6 protein-coding genes are annotated in these 6326 nt (G+C 71.8%); 5 read left to right on the forward strand and 1 reads right to left on the reverse strand.

Features of this window, described 5'->3' with window-relative positions; all coding sequences use genetic code 11:
- Positions 1 to 81: 81 nt before the first annotated feature.
- A complete protein-coding gene (locus ACME2J_RS21730; RefSeq protein WP_495547041.1) occupies positions 82 to 1011 on the reverse strand; it encodes a hypothetical protein in 930 nt (309 codons plus the stop codon).
- A gap of 104 nt (positions 1012 to 1115) precedes the next feature.
- Here ACME2J_RS21730 and ACME2J_RS21735 point away from each other — a divergent pair, with 104 nt between their 5' ends.
- From ACME2J_RS21735 to ACME2J_RS21755, 5 genes are all read left to right on the forward strand, one after another.
- Positions 1116 to 1799: an SHOCT domain-containing protein gene (locus tag ACME2J_RS21735; RefSeq protein ID WP_495547042.1), complete on the forward strand. Its 684-nt coding sequence runs from the start codon at positions 1116 to 1118 to the stop codon at positions 1797 to 1799.
- Positions 1796 to 2347 (forward strand): hypothetical protein, encoded by a 552-nt coding sequence (locus ACME2J_RS21740; RefSeq protein WP_495547043.1) that lies wholly within the window; start codon positions 1796 to 1798, stop codon positions 2345 to 2347. The genes ACME2J_RS21735 and ACME2J_RS21740 overlap by 4 nt, the downstream gene beginning before the upstream one ends.
- Before the next feature lie 98 nt (positions 2348 to 2445).
- Complete coding sequence (locus ACME2J_RS21745; protein WP_495547044.1) at positions 2446 to 2721, forward strand: hypothetical protein; 276 nt, start codon at positions 2446 to 2448, stop codon at positions 2719 to 2721.
- A 45-nt stretch (positions 2722 to 2766) separates the two neighbouring features.
- Positions 2767 to 3240: a DUF2510 domain-containing protein gene (locus ACME2J_RS21750; protein WP_495547045.1), complete on the forward strand. Its 474-nt coding sequence runs from the start codon at positions 2767 to 2769 to the stop codon at positions 3238 to 3240.
- Between the two features lie 200 nt (positions 3241 to 3440).
- Positions 3441 to 6326 (forward strand): TM0106 family RecB-like putative nuclease (locus tag ACME2J_RS21755; protein ID WP_495547046.1); only part of this gene is annotated, 2886 nt, incomplete at its 3' end.

Genomic DNA, 6326 nt, shown 5'->3' on the forward strand with positions numbered 1-6326 from the left:
GAAGGTACGCCGCCCTCTTCTTCATCGCCGTCCACAACATCTGGGTATAGCTCCGTTCGCCGAGAACGCGCCGCCTCGCCCCTATTCCCCCGCGTTCGGCCAGGTCATCTCGAACGCGACGATCCGGTCGTCGCGGAGCACCGCCTCGACGGTGTCGACCGTGAAGATGCCGAGGTAGTCCTTGCGGTGGAGGATCATGCGGTTCTCGTCGAGGGTGCCCTCGACGTCCTCGAAGGGCTCGGCGCCGGGGTACAGGTCCTTGATCCGGTCGCGGCTGTCGCCGATGACGAGGTCGCGGCTCGTGTGCCAGCCCGTCGCGCTCACGCGCACGCGCGTCACGCTGAGGCGCCGCGAGCAGCGCGTCGGGGGCGCGAGCCCGAGGGTCGCCGCCGTGACGGTGATTCCGCGGCGGAACCGGACCGTGCACAGCGAGCGGCCGCGCAGCGGGTAGCGCAGCGGCGACCCGAACCGGCGGCGCGCACGGTGAAGGCTCGCGCCGTCGAGCTCGAACGACGCGATCTTCGGGATCGCGCGCCTCCCGAGCCGGATGCGACGGCTGTCGATGATGCGCCCGCGGTAGCGGCGGTCGACGAGCCGGAAGGCGTCGGAGCCGGGCTCGATCGCGAAGTGCGAGTAGCGCGTGCCCCTGCGTGAGCGCGTCTCCTCGACGACCTCGCGGTCCTCCACGGCGACGCCCTCGAGGCCCGTCGGCCGGCGGCCGTAGACGAGCCGCACGCGGTCGGGGTCCGAGCGCAGGACGCTCCACGCCTCGATGCCGCCCTCGCCATCGCGCTCGACGACGAGCATGTCGGGCCCGGGGATGCTGTCGAGCTCGGCGCAGGCGACGGTCCCTCGGTCCGCGGGCGCGAGCCCGGCGCTCGCGACCCAGCGGTCGCGCGTGTTCGCGTCCTCGGCACACGGCCCGACGAGGGCGACCTGGGCGTTCGCGGGCGCGGACGTCGCGCAGAGGGACGCGGTCGCCGCGATGACCAGCCAGCTCGCTCGACGCATGTCCAGAGCCTGCCTGCGATCGCCGTCGCACGTCAAGGGCGGTCAGACCCGATGACCGTGCCCCGACCCCCTCCGCGCATCCCGTCCGCGACCCGAGGCTCCCCATGGACTCCGACGATCAGCAGCGCACCGACCAGGGCGACGTCCCGCCCGCCGACACGATCGAGCAGCTCCGCCGCCTCGGCGAGCTGCGGGACTCCGGCGTCCTTACCGAGGACGAGTTCGCGCAGCAGAAGGCCGCGCTCCTGCGGACCGCCGCGCCCGCGCGACGGCGCCGCCTGCGCCTGCGACGCCCGAGCCGACGGGGCGCGATCGTCATCGCCGCGCTCGTCCTCGTCCTCGGCGGAGCCGGCACCGGCGTCGCCCTCAAGATCGACCACGACAACGACGTCCAAGCGGAGCGTGAGCGCGAGGAGCGTCGCGCCGCGGCCGAGGAGCGGCGTGAGCGCGAGGAGCGCGAGGCGGAGGCCGCCGCCGAGGAGGCCGAGGCCGATGCGGAGCTCGAGGCGCTCGAGATCGAGCTGCGACGGGACCTCGTCCAGTCGCTGCGCAAGTCGGTCACCGCCGACTTCCGCAAGCGCGTGAGCGAGGGCTCCCTCGACGGCCCGATCCTCGGGACGACGTGCGAGCCGGTCGAGGGCGGCGTCGAGGACCTCGAGCAGGAGACCGGCAAGCACGAGTGCCTCGTCGCCACCGAGAAGACCGAGGGCGGCGGACGACGCGGCTACCCCGTCGAGGCGACGACGAACTACACGACCGGCAGCTACACGTGGCAGCTGTCGCCGTGACGACTCCCGGCGACCGCGCGCCGTTCGCGAACCACCACTCGACCCTCGCGCTCGGCGGCCCCGCCCGTGACCCGATGGACACCGTCGCGGTCCCCATCACCGATGAGGGGCCCGAATCGCGCTTCCTGTTCAGGTTCGACCGCGAGAGCGGCTGGGTCCAGCCCGCCGGCTACATCGACCGCGTGATCCTGCGACCGCTCGTCCGTGGCGAGCGCGCTGCCGTCGGCGGCATCGTGCTCGCCGAGGACGGCCCGTCAGAGGTGCGATTCGCGATCGTCGACGCCGAATCGCGGCGCCTCGCCTGGGAGCGCCTGCTCGAGTGGGGCGCCTGCGACCGGGTCGCCCTCGCGGCCGAGTCGATGGTTGCGCCCCTCCGTCCGTTCCCGGGCGCGCTCGACCGGTGGGAATGCACGCGCTGTCACCGATCGACGTCTGGGCCGTCCCCGACGACTGCGCCGTATCGAGCCTTGCACCGGTGGAGGCGGACGGCGTGCGTGTGCGGCGGGCACGTGTTGCCCCGCCGCCGGGCGAGCGCGACGCGCGTCTGACGCCTCCCTGGTCAGAGGTCGGGGGCTCCGGCCGACCCGTCGCTCCGGCCGTCCAGGTCTCTGGGCGGTGAAGACGAGCGATGACAGAGAGGGACGACATGCGAGAGAGCGAACGCGCCGCCGGCTGGTTCGATGACCCGGAGAAGATGGAGGAGCTCGCGCGCCGACTGTTCGCGCGTCGGACGGAGGGCGGGTCCTGGGCGGACCTGAGTCCTGCGATCCGCGCGATGTACCACCGGCGCGCCCGCAAGATCCTGCGGCGGACGGTCGAGGTCGCCCGGTTCCGCGAGGAGCTCGCGGAGATCGGCGGCCCCACAGACTTCGTCGAGCGTGCGGCGTCAGACGACTCTCGCCGCCGCGACCCCGGGGTGTGAGCGCACGGCACCGGGCCGTGCGACACCCGACGCAGGAGGATCACCATGGCGAAGACACCGAAGGCCGGCTGGCACCCCGACCCGTCCGACCCCGCGCGCGAGCGCTACTGGGACGGCACCGCGTGGACCGGGGACCGGCGCGACGCGCCCCCGCCAAAGCGGAAGCGCCGCGGCGGCACGTTCCTCAAGGTGACGCTCGGCGTCGTCGCCGGCGGCATGCTCCTCATCGGCGGATGCGCGGCCCTCGTCGCCGGCGGCCTCTCCGAGGAGGAGACCGACGGCATCACGCGCGCCGAGTTCGACGCGATCACGCAGGGCACCTCGCAGTCCGAGATCGAGGATCGCTTCGGCGAGCCCGAGAACTCGCAGGAGTTCGAGACACAGATCCCCGAGTTCCAGGACCAGCCGTCTCGCTCGTCGTGCATCTACTACCCCGAGAAGGGCGAGCCGATCCTCGAAGGCGAGTCGTTCCAGCTCTGCTTCGACGAGGGCCGGCTGACGTCGAAGAACGCGTACTGAGGGACGCAACGTGCTGGCCGAGGAGCAACTCGAGTTCTGGCGTAGGTGCCGCGCGCATCTGCGGAGGACGAGGCGGACTCCCTCAGCAGTTTCGGGAGCTTCGCGCTCGCGTGCACGTTCGGCGCGTGCGTCAGACCACCTCGCCACCCACCGACCCCTCCCACGACCCGACGGCGACCTGAGAGGGTCGTCTCTTCGCGATGTCCACACCTGACGCTCACCTCTCCCCCACTGCACTCAACCGCTTCCTCGGCTGCGAGCACCGCACCTATCTCGACATCCTCGAGAACCGCGGCGAGGCGCCGGGCGAGCGCAAGCCGCCGCGCATGCAGCTGCTCTTCGACCGCGGTGACCGCTTCGAGGCGAGCGTCGTGGAGGACATCGCCGACGGTGGCATCGCGGTCACCTCGCTCGAGGACGAGGACGCAACGGTCGCCGAGCGCGCCGCCGCGACCCTCGAGGCGATGCGCCGCGGCGACGCGGTCCTCCACCAGGGGTGCGTGACGAACGGCGAGTGGGTCGGCTACCCCGACTTCCTCATCCGCGTCGAAACGCCGTCGGCGCTCGGTGAATGGTCCTACGAGGCGCACGACGCGAAGCTCACGAGCCAGCCGCGGCCCAGCCACATCTTCCAGCTCCTCTTCTACACCGACGAGCTCGCGCGACTGCAGGGCGTGCGCCCGCGCCGCATGCACCTCATGCTCGGCGACGGCAGCCATCCGTCGTTCGACCCGACGGACTTCGACGCCTACGCCGCCGTCGTGCGAAAGAACTTCATCGGCCGCTACGGGGAGCTCGCCGGGCCCGACCCCGACCCGATCTACCCCTACCCGGTCCGCGCGTGCGAATTCTGCCACTGGTGGCACATCTGCGAGAAGCGTCGCCGCGACGACGATCACCTCTCGCTCGTCGCCGGCCTCTTCCGCCAGCAGGGCCTCAAGCTCGAGCCGCACGGCGTCTTCACCGTCGGCGACGTCGCGTCGATCCCCGAGGAGCTCGTCGTCCCCCGCCTGCCGAAGGAGACGGTCGCCTCGCTGCGCGCACAGGCCTCGCTGCAGATCCGCAGCCGAGGCCTCGAGCGGCCGCTCTACGAGGTCCGCGAGCCCGAGGTCGACCGCGGGCTGCACCGCCTGCCCGAGCCCTCGGAGGGCGATGTCTTCTTCGACTTCGAGGGCGACCAGTACTGGGGCGACGAGGGCCTCGAGTACCTCTTCGGGACGGTGTACCGCGAGGACGGCGAGTGGCGCTACTGGCCGCTGTGGGCGACGACGCGGGCGGAGGAGAAGGTCGCCTTCGAGACGTGGATGGACTGGATCACCGCGCGCCTCGCCGCGTCGCCCGACCTCCACGTCTTCCACTACAACAGCTACGAGACCGTCGCCCTCAAGGCGCTCATGGCCCGCCATGGCTCACGCGAGTTCGAGCTCGACGAGCTGCTGCGCCGCAAGGTGTTCGTCGACCTCTACGGCATCACCCGTCAGGCGATCCGCGCGGGGACCGAGGGCTACGGCCTGAAGGCCCTCGAGCCGGTCTTCGGCTTCGAGCGCGACGCCGAGCTGCGCGGCGCCCTGGGCTCGATGCACCGCTGGCAGAACTTCCAGGAGACCGGCGACCGCGAGCAGCTCGACGGCATCGCGGGCTACAACGAGGACGACTGCCACAGCACCCGTGCGCTCTACGAGTGGCTCCTCGACCGCCGTCCGGAGGCCGAGTCGACCTGGGGCGTGACGCTCGACTCGCTGCAGCCCGAGGAGCCGAAGGAGCTCTCCGACCGCGCGCGGCAGCTCGCCGAGCGCACCGAGGAGATACGCGCGCGGCTCCTCGACGAGCTGCCGGACGACGAGTCGCTGGACGACGATGAGCAGCGCGCGCGCCGCGTCGCGTTCGGCCTGCTCGGCTACCACTCGCGCGAGCCGAAGCCGGCGTGGTGGGAGTTCTTCGCGCGCCGCGAGAAGTCCGTCGACCAGCTGCGCGACGAGGACGGCGACGCAATTGCTGGCCTTGAGCCAGTCGACTGCGAGGAGAACAAGCAGTCCTTCAGCTGGACGCTCACCTACCCCGCCCAGGACCACAAGATCGGTTCGGGCGGCGCCGACGACCCCGTCGCGGAGCGCGGCGTGACCGTCGTTGCGATCGACGAGCTCGCGCGGCGCATCGTCGTGAAGGTCGGCAAGCGGTCCGGGGGCGAGGTCCCGCCCATAGCGCTCGCTCCCCGCGGGCCGTACGGAACAGATGCCCAGGTCGACGCGCTGTTCCGCTTTGCGGAGCGGGTCGCCGCGCGTGGGCTCGACCTCCCCGAGGCGGGTCTCGACCTCCTGCTGCGCCGTCCGCCGCGCTTCGTCGCGGGGACGCCCCCGCTCGACGACCGTCCTGTGGAGCTCGACCGCCTCTCGCAGCAGGTGCGCGGCCTCGACCGCTCGTCGCTCGTCATCCAGGGCCCGCCCGGCACCGGCAAGACGCACACCGGCGCACGCCTCACGCTCGACCTCATCGAGCAGGGCCGCAAGGTGGGCGTCGTGGCGACGTCGCACAAGGCGATCGACAACTTCCTCGCGGGCGTCGACATGGCGGCCGACGAGGCCGGCGTCTCCTTTCGCGGCTGGAAGTGCGCCGAGGGCGACAGCGCCTACGAGAGCGGCCGCGTCTCGTCGAGCAAGAAGCGTCCCGACGACGAGGACGGGGAGGGCGTCGTGCGCCTCATCGCGGGCACCGCGTGGCTGTGGGCGCGCGAGGAAATGGAAGGCGAGGTCGACGTCCTTTTCGTCGACGAAGCAGGCCAGATGTCGCTCGCCGATGCGATCGCGGTCGCCGGCGCGGCGAAGAGCGTCGTGCTGCTCGGCGATCCGCAGCAGCTCGCGCACGTGAGCCAAGGAACGCACCCGCTCGGCTGCGGCCGGTCGGTCCTCGAGCACATGCTCGGCGACGAGCAGACCGTCCCGCGCGACCGCGGCGTCTTCCTCGGCACCTCGTGGCGGATGCACCCCGAGGTGTGCGGATTCGCCTCGCGGACGATGTACGACGACAGCCTCACGAGCTATACCCAGATGTTGTGGACGGCGATGAAGAAGAGGGCGGCGTACCTTCCC

The sequence above is a fragment of the Paraconexibacter sp. genome (assembly GCF_059438195.1).